This window comes from Serratia sp. H402Y (assembly GCF_051172415.1).
GTDB classification, from domain to species: domain Bacteria; phylum Pseudomonadota; class Gammaproteobacteria; order Enterobacterales; family Enterobacteriaceae; genus Serratia; species Serratia ureilytica.
Genome location: NZ_JBPIYZ010000001.1, coordinates 77,200 through 95,576, shown reverse-complemented (window position 1 = coordinate 95,576; position 18,377 = coordinate 77,200). Strand labels below are relative to the sequence as shown.

The window sequence follows — 18,377 nt, the reverse complement described above, 5'->3', positions numbered from 1 at the left end:
CAGCCTTCATCGGCTGCCCCGTTGCTTTCAGCCCTTCGTCACTTCAAACATCATGATATCACTGGTGAAGGAGCCGTCCGGCTGGATGGCGAAATGCTCCGCCACCTCCTGCGACACGCTTTGCTGCAGCGCGCGGATCGCGGTGACGAAATGCGCCGGCGTGCGCATACGCGCCACCCAACTGCCGAACTCCAGCGTCAATCGATCCGCCGTCACCTCGCGTACCACCAGCCCGGCCTCGGTCAGCAACGTCAGCCACTCGCCCGGCGCATAGTTGCGCACGTGCGAGGTGTCGCGCAGCACTTCCACGGTTTGCAGGTAGATATCCAGCAGCGGGTGCCCCGGCGAGACCACGTCCATAAAGATCGCGCTGCCGCCCGGTTTGAGTACCCGCCTGACCTCGCGCAGCGCCTGGCCGACATCGCGCCAGTGGTGCGCCGAATAGCGGCTGATGACCAGATCGAAGCTGGCGTCCTCAAACGGCAAAGACTCCGCCACGCCCTGCTGCTGCTGAATATTGTTCAGGCCTTTTTCCGCCGCCGCCTGCCTCACCACCGCCAACATTTGCGCCGACAGATCGTAGGCCACCACCTGCGCTACGCTGGCCGCCGCGGTGAAGCTGGCATGCCCGGCGCCGCAGCCCAGATCGAGCAGGCGCGCTTCGGCGTGCGGCGCCAGTAACTGCGCCAGACGTTGCAAATCCTTGCCCTGCGCATGCACCGCGCTGGTTAAATAGGCGTTGGCCTGCTCGCCGAACTGCCGGTCTACCGCATTGTTATGGCTGTTGCTGTTGCTCATGTTTGCTCCTGTTATTATCCGGCTTGCGCCTGTGCCTGAAGGCTTTCGGCTACTATAATCAGGCTACTATACGGGTACAATATGAGCAGTTATCCTGGTATAAATAGGTACCATGCTATGTCATCAGAAGCCTTATCCGGGCCAAAAGCCCTCGGCGCGTTTCTGCGCGCGCACCGCGAACGCATCACGCCGGAAATGATCGGCCTGCCCAGCTCTTCGCGCCGCCGCACCAGCGGCCTGCGCCGCGAAGAGTTGGCGCAAATCAGCGGCATCAGCGCCACCTGGTATACCTGGATCGAACAGGGCCGCGAGGTGTCCATTTCCCCTTTCACACTGGCGCGCATCGCCAAAGCGCTGCGGCTCGGCCCGGCCGAACGCCACTACCTGTTTACCCTGGCGCGTATCGCCGACCCCGAGCAGGAAGCGCACCGAGAAACCGCCAATGACGCGGTGCTGCAAAGCGTGCATCAGATGACGGTGCCCTGCTATCTGCTGGACGTGAGATGGAACGTCGTCGCCTGGAATCCGCAGGCGGCGGCGCTGTTCAGCGGCTGGCTGGATGTGGCCAACAGCCCCAACCTGCTGCACTTCATGTTCTTCCACCCGTTGGCGAAAACGCTGGTCAGCGATTGGGAAGAGCGCGCGCGCCGCGTGGTGGCCGAGTTTCGCGCCGAGACCAGCCATCATCAAAATACCGAAGAGATGCGCGCCTTCGTGCGCAACATGACGCACAACAGCGCGGACTTTAATCACTGGTGGAAGCAACATGACGTCATGGCGCGCGAAGGCGGCGAAAGAGCGTTCGAGCATCCTCAGCGAGGCGCGCTGCGCTATCGCCAACTCACCTTCCATCCTGCGGAGCACGCCGGTCTGAAGCTGGTGATGCTGATCCCGCTGCCGCAATTGGTAACAAATTCATAGGCAGGTTTACCCGCCATTTATTTATTGGTTCATGTAAACGCGCTAGGGTAATTGATACCGATGATAGTGATCATCCAGCACCGTTATTTATCTCCTGAGGTACTCCTATGCAATCCGAAGAACAACGCCTTATCGATGGTCTGTTTGGCCGCCTGAAAGAAGCCGAGACCAAGACGGGCCCACGGGATCTCCAGGCAGAGCAGCAAATCAACCAGCATATTCGCGAGCAGCCTTCCGCCCCTTATTACATGGCGCAGGCGATGATTATTCAGGAAGCGGCGCTCAAGCAGATGGATCAGCGGGTCAAAGAGCTGGAGGCCCAGGTGGCGCAGCTGCAGCAAACCGCCAACGGCCAGCAGAGCAGCGGCGGCTTCCTGGCCGGCCTGTTCGGCGGCGGCAGCCGCAGTACGCCAAGCCCGCGCGAACAGTATCAGGCGCAGCAGCAAAATACGGCGGCCTGGAACAACGCGCAGCAGCCACAGCAGCCGCAGCAACCGGCCTATGCCCCACCGCAGCAGGCGGCGCCTTCACGCGCCGGCGGCTTCCTGGGAGGCGCCTTGCAAACGGCGGCGGGCGTCGCCGGTGGCGTGGTATTGGCCGACATGCTGACCGGCATGTTCCGCCATTCGCAACCACAGGAAATCGTAAATATTATCGAGGAAACCCCGGCGCCGCTGGACGACAGCGCAATGCGCAATTTCGACGCCTCCAACAACCTGGATACCTTCAACAACGGCGATGGCGGTAGCTTCCTCAACCAGGACAACGGCTTCCAGAACGCCAACTATCAGGACGACACGGACTACGCCGACGACGATTACAGCGACGACGACGACTCCTTCCTGTAATTCCCTTCGCCCCCTCTCACCCGCAGAGGGGGATTTCCCGTTTCGCCATTCTGGTCTACAGTGAACACTGTTCATTTATCCAGCAGAGAGAAACGATGACAAGCTTTAATCCTTCCACTCCTTTCTTCAGCGAACGCCTGCAGATGCGCCCACCGGTGATGGCGGATCTCGCGCGTTTCTACGCCATCTTCGGCGATCCGCAAACGCAGCGTTTCAATCCCGCCGGCCCACTCACCAGCGAAGCGCAGGCCGCATCGGCGCTGCAAGAGAGGATTTCCGGGTGGCAACAACAGGGTTACGGTTCCTGGGCGATCGCTCTGCGCGAACGGCCGGATTGGATTATCGGCTTTGGCGGATTGTCCCGGAAACCGCTCGGGGCGCAGCGCACCGTGAACCTCGGCTATCGCTTCGATACTCGCGTCTGGGGCATGGGATTGGCCACCGAGATGGCGCGGGCATCGCTGCAATACGGTTTTGCCGGATTGGCGCTGGAGGAGATTTCCGCCATTGTGCGTGCGGAGAATCAGGCTTCGTGGCGAGTGCTGGAAAAGATCGGCATGCAGCGGGTGGATACGCTGGATGACGTGCCCGGCGCGGCGCCGAGCCTGGTGTATACGCTAAAGCGCTGCGACTATCAGGGCTGATCGTCGCTGATTTTGGCCAACGCCATGCGGTAAGATTTGACCTTCTGACGCTTTTTCAACCAGGTGGCGGTAGAGACAATGAATACCGCGCCCGACATCGCCAATACGCCGGTTGGATGGCCATAAAACACCATCAAGGCAAAGTAGACGGCGGAAACGATCGCCACCCATTTCGCCGTATTGCCCATGTCGTTTTTCTCTTGGGTCAAACGGCGGATGTGCTCTTCTTCACTGATTCCCATACGCGCTCCTTGTTGGCTGAATGACCCATTATATGGAGCTGGAGTGCTGATATTTCAAGCGGTTGGATGGTAAAGAAGCGTAAAGCTCAGGCCGGCGGCTCCCGCCGCCGAGGCAGATAGCGCCCGGGCTGGTCGGCACCCGGCAGGCCGCTGCCGTCGTTGCGGCCAAACAGCCGGTAGCGATTGCCGGCGACCGCATCGTAGATCTTGTCCGCCAGTCGCGGCGGCAAGCAACGCGCCAGCGCCAGCGCGCGGTACGGCCATCCCACTTGGCGCAGCGCCCGAAACAACGCCGCCGAACGCAGCCAACAGCGCTCCTGTTCCACATAGACCACGGAATCGAAACGGTCGGTCGGCAATCCCAGCGCCTGTAGGATCGCCTGTCCTTCGACGGATTGCACCGTCGCCAACAGAATGCGCCGCTGCCGATCGGCGCGAACAAGGTATCTCACCAGCCCATGACACAGGTTGCATTCGCCGTCGAACAACAACGCGCGATCGCCGGGCTGCAGATAAGGCAGCTGTGATAAAGGGGTCATCCCGCCTCCCGAAAAATGCTCGCCTTAGCCTAACGCGCCTGGTGCGCCCAGGCCAGAGCGGGATGACGGGGCGTGTTAAGGCCCGGGCGGTGCGTCAGGCACCGCCACCACCGCGACGCGCACTTCGTAATGTTTGGCGCTGCCCGCCGGGATCACCGCCGTCAGTTTGTTGATGGTTTCCACCGGATTGTCGCTGGCCGAGGTGGCGCAGAACAGCTCACCGCCGCGGCAGAACCCCGGCTTGGGCGGGTGCCCGCCCGGGAAAGGCGGCATGCGCATCGGTTCATCCGCCACAGGCGGCAACGCTTTGGCCGCAGGCGCCTCGGGGGCAGACATCGCGCTCGCGCTGAACAACAGCGCCATGCCCATGCAGGGCAGCGCCAGGATCTTGATTGCTTGTTTCATTGAATTAGCCTCATTTGCCGGGTTCGGGATTACGCTACCCCGTCCCCGGCCCATGAGAAAGCCGCTTTTCGCTACCTTTTCGCCCCGCTGCGCTTTGCTTACACGCACTTAACGTGATGAGAGGCAAAAGGTTGGGTAAAGGGCCGTTGCGTTACTTGCCGTTCGTCAGCGTGTTGTAGCTGGTCATCAGATTGCGGTAGTCCGGGATATGGTTGGAGAACAGCGTGCCCAGGCCTTCGATGTCGTTGCGCCAGTCGCGGTGCAGCTCGCAGGCGACGCCGAACCAGGTCATCAGCTGCGCGCCGGCGGCCTCCATGCGGCTCCAGGCCGACTGACGCGTCAGCTCATTGAAGGTGCCGGAGGCGTCGGTCACCACAAAGACCTCGAAACCTTCATTGAGCGCCGACAGCGCCGGGAATGCCACGCACACTTCGGTCACTACGCCGGCGATGATCAGCTGCTTGCGGCCGGTGGCTTTCACCGCCTTGACGAAGTCGTCGTTGTCCCAGGCGTTGATCTGGCCAGGGCGAGGAATGAAGGGAGCATCGGGGAATTGGGCTTTCAGTTCCGGCACCAGCGGGCCATTGGGGCCGTTTTCGAAACTGGTGGTGAGAATGGTCGGCAGGTTGAAGTACTTCGCTAAATCACCCAGCGCCAGCACGTTGTTTTTAAACCGATCGGGATCGATATCACGCACCAGCGAAAGCAGCCCTGCCTGATGATCCACCAGCAATACGGCGGCCTGGTCTTTGTCGAGGCGCTTGTAATTTGCAGTCATGGTTTTACTCCTGTGGGGTTGATGTTGCGGATGAAACGCCCCGCCGCAGGGCGGGGCGTTGAGGTTTAAGTGTAGCGCCTGAGCCGGGGAACACTGTCCGCCCCAGGCGCCAAGGTTCAACCGGCGCTCGCTTCGGCGTTCATGCTGCCGAACTTGCCGCTGTTGAAATCGCGGAACGCCTGCTGGATTTCCGCGTCGCTGTTCATGACGAACGGGCCGTAGCCGACGATAGGCTCATCGATCGGTTCGCCGCTCAGCACCAACAACGCGACGTCGTTGTTGGCTTCGATGGTGATCGAATCCCCCGCCCGGTCGAAACGCACCATTTGGGTTTCGCGCACCACGTCTTCACCGTTAACCAGGATCGCGCCGTGCAGCATCACCAGCGCCAGCGTATGGCCTTCTTTCACCGTCAGCGTGGTGGTATGGCCGGCATTCAGCTTCATGTCCCACACGTTAAGCGGGCTGAAGGTGCGCGCCGGGCCGGCGTGGCCGCCAAAGTCACCGGCGATCACCCGCACCTGCCCTGCGCCGTCCGCCAGAGGAACCACCGGAATATCGGCGTTCAGCAGCGTCTGATAGCCCGGCTCGGCCATTTTGTCCTTGGCCGGCAGGTTGACCCACAGCTGTACCATTTCCATGGTGCCGCCCTTGCGCGAGAAGTCCCGCGAATGGAACTCTTCGTGCAGAATGCCGGAGGCGGCGGTCATCCACTGGACGTCGCCGGGGCCAATCACCCCGCCGCTGCCGGTCGAGTCGCGGTGTTCCACTTCGCCCTGATAGACGATGGTCACCGTTTCAAACCCGCGATGCGGGTGCTGACCCACGCCACGGGTGCCGGAGGCGGAGCGGAATTTGGTTGGCGCTGCGTGATCCAGCAGCAGGAACGGGCTCATTTCCGCTCCCAAATCGTTATAAGAGAACAGCGAATTCACCAGGAAACCGTTACCGACCCAATGTGCTTCCGGGCTGTTGTGAATACCGAGGATTTTTTTCATCTTGAACTCCCGTTTCAGACCTCACGGCCTTAAGTTGATGTCAGAAGTTTAATCCGCCGGGGTTTGCTGCAGTAGTAGGCAAGATGTACACTCAGCGTTCTACTGGTAGAACGATAAGGGATGCGATGCTGACCGATCTGAACGACCTGTTTTTCTTCGCCAGCGTGGTCGATCACCAGGGATTCGCCCCCGCCGGCCGGGCGCTGGGCATTCCCAAATCCAAACTCAGCCGCCGCGTGGCGCTGCTGGAAGAGCGGTTGGGCGTGCGCCTGATCCAGCGCTCGACGCGGCGCTTCTCGGTGACCGAGGTCGGCCAAACCTATTACGCGCACTGCAAGGCGATGCTGGTGGAAGCGGAAGCCGCGCAGCAGGCGATCGAGCAGACCCGCGCCGAGCCCTGCGGCACGGTGCGCATGTCCTGCCCGGTGGCGATCCTGCACACTCGCGTCGGCAGCATGGTGGCGGCCTTTATGGCCGATTATCCCAAGGTGACGGTGCATCTGGAGGCCACCAACCGCCGGGTGGACGTGGTGGGGGAAGGGTTGGATCTGGCGATCCGCGTGCGGCCGCCGCCGCTGGAGGACAGCGATCTGGTGCTGAAGATCCTCGCGCAGCGCACCTGGTGCGTCGCCGCCAGCCCGGCGCTGGTGCGCACCCTCGGGCCGGCGCAAACGCCGGAAGACCTGCGTAAATACCCGACGCTCGATCTCGGCCCGGCGCGCGCTCAGCACCAATGGCGGCTGACCGGCCCACAGGGTGAACGGGTGGAGTGGGAGCACACGCCGCGGCTGGTCACCGACGACATGCTGATGCTGCGCACCGCCGCCATCGCCGGCGCCGGCATCGTACAACTGCCGGCGATGATGATGCGCGACGACATGCTGCGCGGCGAGCTGGTGCAACTATTGCCTGGCTGGCAGCCGCAGGGCGGCGTGGTGCACGCGGTCTACCCGTCGCGCCGCGGCCTGCTGCCGGCGGTGCGGCTGCTGCTCGACTATCTGGGTGAGCAGTTCGCCAGCATTGAAGAAGAGTAATCAGGCGGTGATTTCGATCGCGTTGCCGTCCGGATCGCGAATGACCGCCTCGTAGAAGCCGTCGCCGGTCCAGCGTGGCGCGGACAGCAAGATGCCCTCCTGCCGTGCGCGCTGCGCCAACCGATCGACCTGCCGCTCATCCCCCAGCGACAGCGCGATGTGCGCCCAGCCCACCCGCTCCTCCTGCGCCTGCGCCGGCAGCAACGTCGGCACGCGCATGATCTCCAGCGTTGGCCCGGCCGCCAGGCTGACGAAGCGGGAAACGAACCCCGGCCGATTGCGGCTGACGTACTCCTCCCCCGCTTCACCGTTGAAATAGCGCTGCCAGAACGCCAGCTGCGCGTCGATGTCACGGGTCCACAGGGCAACATGGGCTATTTTCATCATCATTCTCCGGTCGATAAATCGCTGTGCCAGATCTGGCCGCCGCCCTGCGCCACCTGCTGCTCAAGCTGCGGGTGCGCGCCGCGCGCCGTCACCAGATGATCCACCCGCCCGGCGGGCAGGAAGGGATAAGGGGCGTAGGTATTGAGTTTATCGCGGGTGCACAGCACCGCCACGCTGCCGGCGCGCGTCAGCAACCGCTTTTTGAACGTGGCGTCCTGGTAACTCAACGCGGAGAAGCCGCCGGCCGGGTCGTAGGCGCAAATGCCGGTGAACACCAGATCGAAATGAAATCCGTCGATCTCTTCCGCCGCCTTGGCGTCCACGCAGCCGCCGACCTGCGCATCCAGTTCGCCGCCGATCAGGATGGTGCGGATCCCCGGCCGTTCCAGCATTTTGCCGGCGATGCTCAACGCATTGGTTACCACCGTCAAACGCCGATCGCGCGGCAACAGATCCGCCAAATACAGGTGGGTGCTGCCGGCATCAAGGAAGATCAGCTGTTCTTCGCCGATCACCCCCAGCGCGGTCTGTGCCAGCGCCAGCTTCTCATCACCGCTGAGGGCAATGCGTGCCGCAACGGGGCCTTCGGCCGGCGTCGGCGCCAGCGCACCGCCATAGATGCGTTTGCACAGATTCTGTGCCGCCAGCTGACGCAGGTCGCGGCGGATGGTCGCTTCGGTGGTATTCAGCCGCTGCGCCATCTCCAGAGCCAGCACTCGCCCCTGTTGGCGGAGCGTGTCGAGAATGGCCTGATGGCGCTCATTCGGTAACAGTTTGGACATCATATCAATCCGGCGATGCTAAAGTGATCATGAATGTACACAAACGTACACAATCGAACAAACACTTTTTTGGCAACACTCAAGCGGCGGCGCTCGTCTAGACTGAAAGTGACATCACAGATAAGGGATTATGACGCGATGACCTCCGCCGTGCTTTATACGCTGTTTCCCGCCGCAGCCACCGTCGTCGGCGCAGCGGTGGCGCTCTATCGCCGCCCCGGCGACGCCGCCATGCGCGTCATCCATCACTTTACCGCCGGCATCGTGTTCGCCGCCGCCGCCACCGAAATCTTGCCCGATCTCAAACAGCAGTCGCCTTTGGCGGTGTTGCTGGGCGGCGCTGTGGGGGTGCTGTTAATGTTGCTGGTTCGGCGGCTGGGCGAAAAAGCGCAGGGGCCGGTCGGTTTTATCGCCGCGGTCGGCGTCGATATCTTTATCGATGGGCTGGTGCTGGGCATTGCCTTCGCGGCCGGCGCCAAAGCCGGCCTGCTGTTGACGCTGGCGTTAACGCTGGAAGTGCTGTTCCTGGGATTGTCGATCGTCGGCGATTTGCAAGACTTTCTCGGCAGGCGGCTGCGCGTCATGGCGGCGATAGTTGGCCTGGCGCTGCTGTTGCCCATCGGCGGCCTGCTGGGGGCGCCGGTGGCCATGCTGGGCGCATTTTGGCTGACCGCCTTTCTGGCCTTTGGCCTGATCGCCCTGCTCTACCTGGTGACCGAAGAGCTGCTGGTCGAAGCGCATGAAGGCGGAAAGGAAACCCCGTTCGCCGCCGCGATGTTCTTTGCCGGCTTCTTGCTGCTGTTGCTGTTGGAAGAAGGTTTAGGATAAAAAAACAGGAATTTCATGGCGCATGCCGCCCGGTGGCAACGCTTTGGCTATACTGAGGCAAGCGAAGTTACCGCAGACGTAACGGCTTGGGCGTAAAGGGAAAACGATGTTATTGACGATCGCAAGATGGCTGTTTCAATTACCCGGGAAGCTGTTTGGGCTGATTTTTAAAAATCGCCTGAGGGTATTTCTGTTCTTCATGCTGGTCGCCCTCGGGGTGCTCGGCGTCAAGCGCTATCTGCTCACCCACCAGTATGACGACGAATTCAGCCTCGCCGCCCCCACCGATTACAACCGCGCCATCAAGCGTGAAATGCCGCAGCGCGAAGCGCGTGAGCAATGCGGCGGGCCGCTGCACGATAATGCCGGGCAACCCTGGCCCGCGTCAGCCGGCTATCTGCATCAGCCGACCGGCCTGCCCGCAACCGGCCTGCATCGGCTGACGCTGGACAATCAAGGCAACGACTTCGCGGTGTTGGTCAAAATGGAAACGCCCGCCGCGCCGCAGCAGCTGGCGGAAGTCTTTATTCCGGCCGCCGGCAGCTTCGAGGTTAAAATGAATGCGGATGCGGAACACGTGATGAAAATCAAGAACATCAAGACCGGCTGCATGTTCCGCTCCCGGCCGTTCAACCTGGATAAACGGAGCGATTGGCGCATACCGTTATCGCTGCAAAAGGACGGCAGCCTGCAGCTGCAGTCGATAGGCGATCGGCAATTCTGATCGGGCGCCGGGCAGAGTCGCCGGCGCCGCAGAGGTTACTTTTTCACCGGGTGATCGCGGCGGAACAGCTCCCAACTTTCAATTTCCTGCCCATTCGGCAGCGTACAGGTCGAATACTGGCCCGCCGCGTTTTCTTTGGCGTTCAGCTTGCCGCCGATTTTGGTGCAATACACGTCGGCCGGGTTCGCCATGCCGATCGGTTTCACCTGCGGCGGTGGCGGCGCATCGTTGGATTTCACGGAACACCCCTGCAACATCGTCATCCCTGCCAGCAGGGAAAGCATCAACGTTTTTTTCATTTTTCCTGCTTATGCAAAATACCCACGGCGGAGCGCTCCGCCGTGGGTTGATCATGAAATAAAGGATTTGCCCTGTTTCAGCACCAGATCGCAGGCTTTTTGTTTCACCTTCTCGGTGATCTGCGAGGTGCCCAGGCTGTTGAGATCCAGGCTCTTGCCTTCACCGGTCTGCAGCAAGCCACCCAGGCCCTGCTGATAATCCTGGCTCTTGGCGTTTTCAGTGCTGGTGATGCCCAGTTTGCTGAGCAACTGATCTTTCACCCCTTCGGCGCCGTTAGCCGACAGCACGTTGTTCTTCACACAGTACTGCAGGATGCCGGCGGCGTTGGTCATGCTGCTGGAGCTTAACGCCTTGTCGCCGCCGTTCAGCAGGCCGGTCAACGAGGAGAGCGACATGCCGCCGCCGCTTTCGCCGCCAGACTTGCTCAGTTCGCCCGCCGCGCTGCTGAGAGAATCCATCAGACCGGCGGCCTGGGTGGCGCCGCTGGCCAGGGTCGCGGACAGCGCCAAAGCCAGCAGTAAACGATGTTTGGTGATCATAGTGATAAAACTCCTGTAAGAACGGCATGCAATCGGCGCAGCGCGCCGGGATACCTCTCCGACGCCGCCTGCGGCGACAAGTTCCTTTTATCTCGCCGCCGCGCCGTTTTTCGGAATTCAGGAAGTTTAGAACTGCCAGCGCAGCCAGGCGAAGAACACGTTGCCGTTGTTATAGGTGCCGGGAATGTAGGTCGCCTGGAACGTCAGCCGCTGATAGCCGATAGAAGCCAGCGGCAGCGGCGCCGGGATAGGAATATATTTCCAGTTATCGCGCGCGGTGACGCTGGCGGTGAAACCCAGCCCCAGGCGGAAATCCTTGTCATCCAACGGACGCCAGATCTTCTCGTAGGCGTAGCCGCCGATCGGCTCCCACTTGTTGAAGGAGTCCTTGAACGCCATGATGTAGATGCCGTGCCAGTCACCGTCGCTGTCGTAGCGGGAGATGCCGTAACCGGCGCCCCACGGGCGCTCGTTGTACTTATCGATATGTTCGTCATCGTAAGTCCAACGGTTATGCCAGGTGATGGCCGGAATATAGAGATCGTGGTTCGGCGAATTGTTCCAGGTCTCCGACACGTTATGGGTAAAGCGCTGCCATAGACCCGGTTTTTCGGCCTGCGCGGTATTGCCACTTTCTGTACTAACCTCAGCGTAAGAAGGCAGTGCAGGAAATATCAACGCCAGAGAACATGCCAACAGAGTCCGTTTGAGAAACATGGTAAAGCTCCTGTAAAAATACGGCCGAAGATTTTTACCGATAGCCCAGGCAAGATCAAGCTGTATCCAATTTATCCAACGCCCGTTTCGCCTTGGTTAAGCTTAGCATCGGAAAATTCGCATTGGTTTATAACGGGTTGCACCGACATCTGCATGTTAGCGCCTTTCGGACGGCAAAACCGTGGGAAAAGTCCGCTTTGTCGTTCGCTACTCGCGGGCCAGGTGCTTGACCAACACATCGACATCGAGGCGGTTCACGAACGCCAGAGAATAAGGCCGAACAGTCGATTTTAAAACGCCGAAGGGTGACGCGCAGCAACGGCAACCCATCACGCTCGTCGTGGATCAGCACCAGCACATGTCGATAGCTTTTCATGGCTATTTCCCCCTCAGACGACCCCCGCTGGGACGCAGGCCCTTTGGTAGGTATACGCCATCCAGGCGCACGTAGAGAAAAGTTTACGTATAGGCCCCACGGAATGTGATGGTCGCCACGTTATATTAGCGCCCGTAATGACGCTTTTTTACGCCGGCCCGAGGCGGCGCGCATTGCAGCCCCGTAAAGTAAAACTGACAACACGACGCGAATAAAAAAGCGACATTGTTAATTTTTTGTTTTTGATTGGTTGCGCGATGGTTTCATGAAATAAGCGTGCGGCGGATCACCAAAATGCCTCTTTGCGCCGGCTTCTGCCTTTATTTACCAGCAAAGTAGCGTTACGCCACCCGATGGGATTTAACGCGGCGTCAAAAGTACCGGATGATTCGCCCTGCATCATGATAAATGCCAATACGCCGCCATTTTTCTGTCGATATACCGCCAGGGAAAAATACCGCACTGTCCTCCTGCATAATAACCACACTCTTTATACATTATTCAATCGCGTAAAGCGCCGAATACAAACCGCCTATTCATCGGCTGCCACGCCTGTCTTGAACAAGCCGACACTTTAAATAACTGTTAATGCTAACGACACAACATCGCCAGCAATTTATTTTTGCTGATTTTCGCCTGACAAAATAAAGATAAATAATTCGGAGCAATCAATGAAAATAACTATCGGGTCATTCATTCTGCAACAGCTTCACGCCCTGAACGTCGATCGTATTTATGGCGTGCCCGGCGACTATAACCTCAGCCTGCTGGAGCTGCTGGAAAACGACGAGCGGCTGGCGTTTGTCGGTAACTGCAATGAATTGAACGCCTCCTACGCCGCCGACGGTTACGCCCGCATGAAAGGCGCCGGCGCGCTGATCGTCACCTACGGCGTCGGCGATCTGGCCGCGCTGTCCGGCATCGCCGGGGCCTATGCCGAATCTTCGCCGGTTATCTGCATCGCCGGCACGCCGCCGCTGCATGCGATGAAAAATCACCAGCTCTTGCACCATACCCTGGGCGATGGCAATTTCGACAACGTCATGAACTGCTTTAAACAATTCACCGTTGCGCAAGCCTTGATTACGCCGGAAAATGCCGCACAAGAAATCCCACGCGTTATTTCCCGCGCCTGGATAGAGAAGAAACCGGTGTATTTACAGCTGCCGTCTGATATTTGCGATGTGGAAATTGAAATCGCCGCGGCGGCGACGGCACCGCAATTACCTGCCAGCGATAAATACAATGTGCAATTAGCGGCGATGGCGCTGTTAACCAAAATCAAACGCGCACAGCGCCCAATCATGTTGGTCGATCAAATGGTGGATCGCTACCAGTTGCAGCAGTTGGTCATCGCGGTCGCTCACCGCTTCGCCATTCCGCTGACCAATATGCCCACCGCCAAATGCATTATCCCGGAAAACACCGCCGGTTGGATGGGCGGCTACAGCGGCAATCTGTCGCGCCCCGAACTGTATGAACACATGGCCCACTCGGACTGCGTGCTGAGCTTCGGCGTGCGTTTGGTGGATTCCACCACCGGCTATTTCTCCCAGCACATTCCCGCCGCCGCTCAGGTGGACATCCAACCGTTCTCAATGAAGCTGGACAACACCTCCTACCCGGCGGTGTCGACGGCGGATCTGCTGCAGGCGCTGTTGGATCTGAGCGAAGACGCGCCGGCGCAGCCCCTGGCGCCGTTGGCCAGCCCACATGAGAAGCTGGCGACGCCGAGCGACGCGCCTATCGACCAGGCCTATCTGTGGCGGCGCATCCAACGCTTCATCCGGGCGGATGACGTGGTGGTGGTGGAAAACGGCACCTCCGGCGCGGCCATCGGCGGCATGCGCATGCCGGACGGCGTCAAGGTGGTCAACCAACCGATTTGGGGCTCGATCGGCTATACCCTGCCGGCGCTGCTCGGCACCCTGATGGCGGCCCCTGAACGCCGCCACCTGCTGTTCATCGGCGACGGCTCTTTCCAGTTGACCGCGCAGGAAGTGTCCACCCTGCTGCGCTGCGAGCAAAAGCCGATCATCTTCCTGATCAATAACGACGGCTACACCATCGAACGCTATATCCTCGGCGAAAGCTCGTCCTACAACGACATCAGCCCGTGGGACTACGCCAAACTGCCGGCGGTGCTGAATACTCGATCGCAGCCGTTCAGCGTGGCGGTGGAAACCACGCAACAGCTGGAAATGGCCCTGGAACACGCCTCGCGGCAGGATAGGCTGGCGTTTATCGAGGTGAAAGTGCCGATGATGGACACGCCGCCGGTGATGAAAGAGTTCTGCAACCGTTGCAACAGCTTTAACTTCGGCCTGACCAACCCGCGCCGCAGCGCCTGATGCGCGATCGCGCCGCCGGTGACTCAGGCCGCCGGCGGCGTTTTCTTTAGGGTTAACCGCCGGCGCGCGCCATGCAGCGCTGGCGGCGTTCATCCACCCGCTTGGCGAACCAGGCGGTGGTCAGCTTGCGGGTGATTTTCGGGCTTTCCAGTTGGATGCCCGGCAGCATCTCGCGCGGCAGCTTGCCGCCCGCCAGCGCATAGACCTTCTTATACAGGTCGGTATCGGCAAAGTCGGCCGTGTCGCCTTTCTCCAGCGCCCGGCGAATGGCGCTGTCGCTCATGTTCAGGCGCTTGCCGAGCGTGCGCACCGCCAGCTCGGTGGAGCCGGGCTTGTCGCTGCCAAAGTCGATCAGATCGCCGTCCAGCGCCAGCGGAATGGCGCTCGCCCGGCTGACCGCGTTTTGGAACGCCGCGTTGCGGCTGGCGTACCAGCCGGCGTTGAAGTCGGCAAAGCGGTAAATTGGCCGGCTATAGTCGGCCGGGTACCCCAGCAAATGCATAATGCCGAAGTACATGCCGCCGCGTCGGCTGAAGACTTCGCGCCGAATCGAACCGTCAACCGGATAAGGATACCCTTTGGCATGCGCCTCGGCGAAGGCGACGCTCACCTGCATCGGGCCGCCGGTATGAACCGGGTTCAAATGACCGAACAGCTTCTGCCCCATCGGCACGCGGTCGATCATGTCATCGAAGATATCGCTCAGATCCTTTTCGGTGCGCACCTTATCCAGGCGCTCGCTGTAGCTCTGGCCGTTCGACGACGAGATCTTCAACGCGGTATGCACCAAAAAGTTCGGGATGTGCATCTGATCGGCGCGGCGGTCGATCTCCTTCCAGGCGATCTTCGGCAGCCCCGGCACCTGCGGGTTAGCCTGGAACGTCGACTCTTGTTCGGTCACCGCCAGCACCGAGCACAGGTTCTCATCGCTCGGCTCAATGCCCTGCGCGGCGAACGCGGCGGTGATATCGGTGGCCCAACCCTGACGATCGCCGGCATTGGCCGGGATCAGCGTCATCAGTCGCGCTTTGACGTCGGCGGGGCGCGCCGCCGGCGAGGTGGTGGTGGTTTTGCTGGTACAGCCCGCCAGCGCCAGCAGCGCGGCCAGGCTCAGCAAACGGAGGGGCTTCGGGTGGCATAAACGGCGTATCGGCATCTTTTCCCTGAACGTGATGACATAAACAGCACTGAAATTAGCCCAGCCGCCGCGCACAATCCAGTATAAAGATCTCCCCGCGCCTTTCCTTCAGGCTGCTATGTTCAAACGAACCATAAAGATGTATTTTATATACATCATATAAATCACTTTGCTTGCCCAGCCAGAGGAGCCCCCTATGGAGCAGCAGTTGCTTTGCTATAAAACCCTGCCGGAATGGAACAGCGACACGCTGCCGGAAGCCTTTCGTCAGCGCCACAACACCCAGAGCGGCACCTGGGCGAAGCTCACCGTGCTGAGCGGCAACCTGACGTTCGCCATGATGACCGAAGACGGCGCCACCACCGAGACCTGGCAGTTTAGCCCTGAAAGCCAGCCGCCGTTGATCGAGCCGCAGCAGTGGCATCGCATCGTTTCCTTTTCGGACGACATGACCTGCCGGCTGGCGTTTTACTGCACGCCGGAAGATTACTACCACAAGAAATACGAACTGACGCGCACTCACTCGGAAGTGGTTGAGGCGGCGGCGCGCATCGCGCCGGGCAAGGCGCTGGATCTGGGCTGCGGCGGCGGGCGCAATTCGCTCTATCTCAATCTGAAAGGTTTCGATGTCACCGCCTGGGACAAGCATGCGCCGTCGATAGCCCGCCTCAATCAGATCGTCGACGCCGAGCAATTAACCCGCCTGAGCGCCAGGGTGCAGGATCTCAACACCCACCGCTTCAGCGGCGAATACGACTTTATCCTGTCCACCGTGGTCTTGATGTTCCTCGAGCGGCAACAGATCCCGCATATCGTGCAAGACATGCAGGACAGCACCGTGCGCGGCGGCCATAACCTGATCGTGGCGGCGATGGATACCGAGGATTATCCCTGCCCGCTGCCGTTCCCGTTTACCTTCCGGCCGGGTGAGCTGAAGCATTATTATCGCGACTGGGAGATCCTCAAATACAACGAAGACGTCGGGCAACTGCACAAGACCGACGCCGCCGGCAACCGCATCTCGCTGCGCTTCGCCACCCTGCTGGCGCGCAAGCTATAGCGCGTCGTGAAAGATAATCCCCAGCGAGTGGCGTTGGCCGGCGCGTATTCGGCTGACGCCGTGGCGCAGATTGACCCGATAACAGCCTTTCGCCCCCGCCACCGGCCGGTGATGCACGGCGAACACCACCGCGTCGCCCTGTTGCAGCGGCACCACCTCTGCCCGGCTCTGCATCCGCGGCCGCTGTTCGGTCAGCACGAACTCGCCGCCGGTGAAGTCCTGCTCGGGGGCGGAGAGCAGAAACGCCACCTGCAGCGGAAACACTCGCTCGCCGTACAGGTCCTGATGCAGACAGTTGTAATCCCCCGTTTCGTAACGCAACAGCAGCGGCGTCGGCCGCCGCTGGCCGGCCCGGTGGCATTCCGCCAGGTAGGTTTCATGTGCGACGGGATAACGCGTCTCCAGCCCCAACAAGGCGTTCCAGCGGTTGGCCACCGGCGCCAGCCGCGCATACATCAGGCTGCGCGCTTCGGCCACCGGCGGCGGCAGCGGATAGGCGAAATAGCGGTACTCGCCGCGGCCAAAACCGTGCTTCGCCATCACGATGCGGCTGCGAAAATGCGCATCCTGCGGGTAAAGCGCCGAAAGCTCGCGGCACAGCTCTTGGCTGAGCACGCCCGGCAGACGCGCGCAGCCCTGCGCATCGAGTTCACGTTCAATTGCCGCCCAGTCCAATTCGGCCAGCCGGGTCGCCAGCGCGCCGCTCATCGCTGCGCCTCTTTTTCCAGCAACGCTTTCTTGCGATCGACGCCCCAGCGGTAGCCGGACAACGTGCCGTCGTTGCGCACCACCCGGTGGCAGGGGATCGCCACCGCCAGCATGTTGGCGGCGCAGGCGCCGGCTACCGCGCGCACCGCTTTGGGCGCCCCAATGCGCCGAGCGATATCGGCATAGCTGACGGTTTCGCCGACCGGTATCGCCTGCAGCGCCCGCCAGACCCGCTGTTGAAACGCGGTGCCGCGAATATCCAGCGGCAGCGCCAACCCGTTCTCCGGCGCTTCAATCAGGCCCACCACCTGCGCCATCAGCGCTTCATACTGCGCGTCGCCGCCGATCAGCTCAGCGTTGGGGAATTTGTCCTGCAGATCCTGCACCAGCTGCTGCGCATCGTCCCCCAGCAGAATGGCGCAGATGCCCACCTCGCTCTGGGCCGCCAGGATCTCGCCCAGCGAACAGCGCCCGACGGCGAAATGGATGCGCATGCCTTTGCCGCCCGCCCGATAGGCCTTCGGCGTCATGCCCAACGCAGCGTTGGCCTGCTGGTAGAAGCGGCCATTGGCGCCATAACCGGCGTCGAAGATCGCGTCGGTCACCGTTTCCCGCTGCGTAAGACCGGCGCGTAAGCGTTGGCTGCGCTGCGCGTCGGCGTAGCCTTTCGGCGTCAGGCCGGTGATCGCTTTGAACAGCCGGTGGAAATGGTATTGGCTCAACCCGACGTGGCGCGCCAGCGTCTGCAGCGACGGCGCTTTTTCCGCCTGCTCGATATAGCGGCAGGCCTCAGCTATCTGCCGCGCATGCTGTTCCGTCAGCGGCGTCAGCCTCTGCCGGCAGCGTTTACAGGGCCGATAGCCGGCCGCCTCCGCCTGCTCCGCGTCGTCAAACAGCTCCACGTTTTGCCGATTCGGTTGGCGTGACGGGCAGGAAGGCGAGCAATACACGCCGGTGGTTTTCACCGCGTAGATAAAGCGGCCGTCGGCGTGCTTGTCGCGGCTGACAATCGCCAGCCAGCGCGGATCGGCGCTGTCGATTACGTTTTTCATCATCCGTTCCTCACTGCGGTTTCGATGTTAACCAGCATAGTGACGGGCCGTTGGCGAAACACGCCGACTCTTGCTTTTTAATTCGGCGCCGACGTTTTCAACAATCTTTCGACAATTTTTAACCAACAACATGAAGTTTATTACGTTGCCAACCCGGTTGCACGGCGTTAGGATCGCGGCCGGCCACGGGCGTGGCCAGTGTTTCTGC

22 protein-coding genes are annotated in these 18,377 nt (G+C 60.9%); 8 read left to right on the top strand and 14 right to left on the bottom strand.

Going from position 1 to position 18,377, the window contains the following annotated elements; genetic code table 11:
* Positions 1-27 precede the first annotated feature (27 nt).
* Positions 28-798 carry a class I SAM-dependent methyltransferase gene (locus ACSBQS_RS00525; protein ID WP_089191238.1) on the bottom strand — a complete coding sequence of 257 codons (771 nt, stop codon included), beginning with the start codon at positions 796-798 and terminating at the stop codon, positions 28-30.
* A gap of 117 nt (positions 799-915) precedes the next feature.
* On the opposite strand from ACSBQS_RS00525, the gene ACSBQS_RS00520 reads away from it, so the two are divergent.
* The 3 genes from ACSBQS_RS00520 to ACSBQS_RS00510 all read left to right on the top strand — a co-directional run bounded on the left by ACSBQS_RS00520 (position 916) and on the right by ACSBQS_RS00510 (position 3,211).
* Positions 916-1,719, top strand: a complete 804-nt coding sequence (locus tag ACSBQS_RS00520; protein WP_047025784.1) for a helix-turn-helix transcriptional regulator — start codon at positions 916-918, stop codon at positions 1,717-1,719.
* Positions 1,720-1,826: 107 nt separating this feature from the next.
* Positions 1,827-2,567, top strand: a complete 741-nt coding sequence (locus ACSBQS_RS00515; protein ID WP_197749707.1) for a DUF2076 domain-containing protein — start codon at positions 1,827-1,829, stop codon at positions 2,565-2,567.
* A 95-nt stretch (positions 2,568-2,662) separates the two neighbouring features.
* Positions 2,663-3,211, top strand: coding sequence for a GNAT family N-acetyltransferase (locus tag ACSBQS_RS00510; RefSeq protein WP_046688330.1), 549 nt, complete (start codon positions 2,663-2,665; stop codon positions 3,209-3,211).
* On the opposite strand, the gene ACSBQS_RS00505 is transcribed toward ACSBQS_RS00510, so the two are convergent.
* The 5 genes from ACSBQS_RS00505 to ACSBQS_RS00485 all read right to left on the bottom strand — a co-directional run bounded on the left by ACSBQS_RS00505 (position 3,202) and on the right by ACSBQS_RS00485 (position 6,173).
* Positions 3,202-3,453, bottom strand: a complete 252-nt coding sequence (locus ACSBQS_RS00505) for a hypothetical protein (RefSeq protein WP_033642017.1) — start codon at positions 3,451-3,453, stop codon at positions 3,202-3,204. The two genes, ACSBQS_RS00510 and ACSBQS_RS00505, sit on opposite strands and share 10 nt — an antisense overlap.
* 86 nt (positions 3,454-3,539) lie before the next feature.
* A complete protein-coding gene (locus tag ACSBQS_RS00500) occupies positions 3,540-3,992 on the bottom strand; it encodes a thiol-disulfide oxidoreductase DCC family protein (RefSeq protein ID WP_342164330.1) in 453 nt (150 codons plus the stop codon).
* A 75-nt stretch (positions 3,993-4,067) separates the two neighbouring features.
* Positions 4,068-4,397, bottom strand: coding sequence for a hypothetical protein (locus ACSBQS_RS00495; protein WP_042783760.1), 330 nt, complete (start codon positions 4,395-4,397; stop codon positions 4,068-4,070).
* Between the two features lie 151 nt (positions 4,398-4,548).
* Positions 4,549-5,175 (bottom strand): isochorismate family cysteine hydrolase YcaC, encoded by a 627-nt coding sequence (gene ycaC, locus ACSBQS_RS00490; protein ID WP_004928476.1) that lies wholly within the window; start codon positions 5,173-5,175, stop codon positions 4,549-4,551.
* 116 nt (positions 5,176-5,291) lie between these two features.
* Positions 5,292-6,173 (bottom strand): pirin family protein, encoded by an 882-nt coding sequence (locus ACSBQS_RS00485; protein WP_016928920.1) that lies wholly within the window; start codon positions 6,171-6,173, stop codon positions 5,292-5,294.
* A gap of 125 nt (positions 6,174-6,298) precedes the next feature.
* On the opposite strand from ACSBQS_RS00485, the gene ACSBQS_RS00480 reads away from it, so the two are divergent.
* A complete protein-coding gene (locus tag ACSBQS_RS00480; RefSeq protein WP_004940584.1) occupies positions 6,299-7,207 on the top strand; it encodes a LysR family transcriptional regulator in 909 nt (302 codons plus the stop codon).
* Here the strand turns inward: ACSBQS_RS00480 and ACSBQS_RS00475 are convergent, their stop codons facing one another.
* Together ACSBQS_RS00475 and ACSBQS_RS00470 are read right to left on the bottom strand one after the other, a co-directional pair.
* Positions 7,208-7,591, bottom strand: a complete 384-nt coding sequence (locus ACSBQS_RS00475) for a VOC family protein (RefSeq protein WP_033642012.1) — start codon at positions 7,589-7,591, stop codon at positions 7,208-7,210.
* 2 nt (positions 7,592-7,593) lie between these two features.
* A complete protein-coding gene (locus tag ACSBQS_RS00470) occupies positions 7,594-8,376 on the bottom strand; it encodes a DeoR/GlpR family DNA-binding transcription regulator (protein ID WP_033642011.1) in 783 nt (260 codons plus the stop codon).
* Positions 8,377-8,514: 138 nt separating this feature from the next.
* Here ACSBQS_RS00470 and ACSBQS_RS00465 point away from each other — a divergent pair, with 138 nt between their 5' ends.
* Together ACSBQS_RS00465 and ACSBQS_RS00460 are read left to right on the top strand one after the other, a co-directional pair.
* Positions 8,515-9,204 carry a hypothetical protein gene (locus tag ACSBQS_RS00465; protein WP_033651048.1) on the top strand — a complete coding sequence of 230 codons (690 nt, stop codon included), beginning with the start codon at positions 8,515-8,517 and terminating at the stop codon, positions 9,202-9,204.
* A gap of 106 nt (positions 9,205-9,310) precedes the next feature.
* A complete protein-coding gene (locus ACSBQS_RS00460) occupies positions 9,311-9,928 on the top strand; it encodes a hypothetical protein (RefSeq protein WP_033642009.1) in 618 nt (205 codons plus the stop codon).
* A 35-nt stretch (positions 9,929-9,963) separates the two neighbouring features.
* Here the strand turns inward: ACSBQS_RS00460 and ACSBQS_RS00455 are convergent, their stop codons facing one another.
* The 3 genes from ACSBQS_RS00455 to pagP all read right to left on the bottom strand — a co-directional run bounded on the left by ACSBQS_RS00455 (position 9,964) and on the right by pagP (position 11,484).
* Positions 9,964-10,227, bottom strand: coding sequence for a putative hemolysin (locus tag ACSBQS_RS00455; protein ID WP_019454261.1), 264 nt, complete (start codon positions 10,225-10,227; stop codon positions 9,964-9,966).
* A gap of 51 nt (positions 10,228-10,278) precedes the next feature.
* A complete protein-coding gene (locus tag ACSBQS_RS00450) occupies positions 10,279-10,767 on the bottom strand; it encodes a DUF2501 domain-containing protein (protein ID WP_033642008.1) in 489 nt (162 codons plus the stop codon).
* Between the two features lie 126 nt (positions 10,768-10,893).
* The gene (pagP, locus tag ACSBQS_RS00445; RefSeq protein WP_033642007.1) at positions 10,894-11,484 is read right to left on the bottom strand and encodes a lipid IV(A) palmitoyltransferase PagP; all 591 of its coding nucleotides are present in this window, start codon (positions 11,482-11,484) and stop codon (positions 10,894-10,896) included.
* A 1,047-nt stretch (positions 11,485-12,531) separates the two neighbouring features.
* On the opposite strand from pagP, the gene ACSBQS_RS00440 reads away from it, so the two are divergent.
* On the top strand, positions 12,532-14,211 hold the full coding sequence (locus ACSBQS_RS00440; protein WP_033642005.1) for an alpha-keto acid decarboxylase family protein: 1,680 nt from the start codon (positions 12,532-12,534) through the stop codon (positions 14,209-14,211).
* A 52-nt stretch (positions 14,212-14,263) separates the two neighbouring features.
* Here ACSBQS_RS00440 and ACSBQS_RS00435 read toward each other — a convergent pair whose 3' ends face one another.
* A complete protein-coding gene (locus tag ACSBQS_RS00435) occupies positions 14,264-15,367 on the bottom strand; it encodes a DUF1615 domain-containing protein (RefSeq protein WP_046897586.1) in 1,104 nt (367 codons plus the stop codon).
* Positions 15,368-15,545: 178 nt separating this feature from the next.
* On the opposite strand from ACSBQS_RS00435, the gene tehB reads away from it, so the two are divergent.
* Entirely contained in the window at positions 15,546-16,409 is an 864-nt protein-coding gene (gene tehB, locus ACSBQS_RS00430) for an SAM-dependent methyltransferase TehB (protein ID WP_353440020.1), read from the top strand.
* On the opposite strand, the gene ACSBQS_RS00425 is transcribed toward tehB, so the two are convergent.
* Positions 16,404-17,117, bottom strand: coding sequence for a 2OG-Fe(II) oxygenase (locus ACSBQS_RS00425; protein WP_342164342.1), 714 nt, complete (start codon positions 17,115-17,117; stop codon positions 16,404-16,406). The two genes, tehB and ACSBQS_RS00425, sit on opposite strands and share 6 nt — an antisense overlap.
* Positions 17,114-18,169: a bifunctional DNA-binding transcriptional regulator/O6-methylguanine-DNA methyltransferase Ada gene (ada, locus tag ACSBQS_RS00420; RefSeq protein WP_342164393.1), complete on the bottom strand. Its 1,056-nt coding sequence runs from the start codon at positions 18,167-18,169 to the stop codon at positions 17,114-17,116. The genes ACSBQS_RS00425 and ada overlap by 4 nt, the downstream gene beginning before the upstream one ends.
* Positions 18,170-18,377 lie beyond the last annotated feature (208 nt).